Source organism: Candidatus Symbiopectobacterium sp. NZEC135 (assembly GCF_025962695.1).
In genome coordinates, this window is sequence record NZ_JAGFPF010001147.1 from 1 (window position 1) to 690 (window position 690).

Genomic DNA, 690 nt, shown 5'->3' on the forward strand with positions numbered 1-690 from the left:
ATGAGCCTGTATGACAACATCGCGTTGGGCGATCCGCAGGCCAGTGAAGAACAGGTCATTGCTGCTGCCAAGGCCGCGTATATTCATGAACGCATCCTGCGTTTGCCGCGCGGTTATCAATCGGTATACGGCGATGATGCCACACTGTCTGGCGGTGAAGCGCAGCGGGTCAGCATTGCCCGTGCGCTGTTGCTGCAACCCGCCGTGCTGGTGCTGGATGAGCCTACCGCACAGGCGGACGCCGAATCAGAAGCGGCGATACAGGCTGCGTTCAATGCGTTGATCGCCCACCAGCGTCGTCAGGTGGTGCTGGTGATCGCCCACCGGCTGGAGACCATCACGCACGCCGACAACATTGTCGTGCTGTCGCACGGCCGCATTGAGGCACAAGGGTGCCATGCCGATTTGCTGGCCCGCGGCGGTGAATATGCGCGGCTGTGGGCGGCACAACAAGGGCAGCAGGAGGCGATATGCTGTTGATGCGATTGACCAGACTGATGGGGAAATCTCACGCGCTGTTGCTGCGTCATTATTTGCTGTGGGTGTGCGGCTATTGTCTGATGCAAGGGCTGACCTTTGTGCTGGTGGTGCCCATCATTCGCGCCCTGCTGGATCACCGCGTGGATGATGCATCGTTGTGGTTGCTGCCGCTAGGCGTGGGCGTGGTGCTGACAGGATATCTGCATTATC

At 59.9% G+C, this 690-nt stretch carries 1 protein-coding gene and 1 pseudogene; both read left to right on the plus strand.

What is annotated here, in order from left to right; all coding sequences use genetic code 11:
- Window positions 1–480: ATP-binding cassette domain-containing protein (locus tag J5224_RS32995; RefSeq protein ID WP_264629123.1), on the plus strand; the 480-nt coding region annotated here is incomplete at its 5' end.
- Window positions 471–690 (plus strand): annotated as a pseudogene (locus tag J5224_RS33000) (ABC transporter ATP-binding protein); the annotation flags it as partial. The gene J5224_RS32995 and the pseudogene J5224_RS33000, both read left to right, overlap by 10 nt.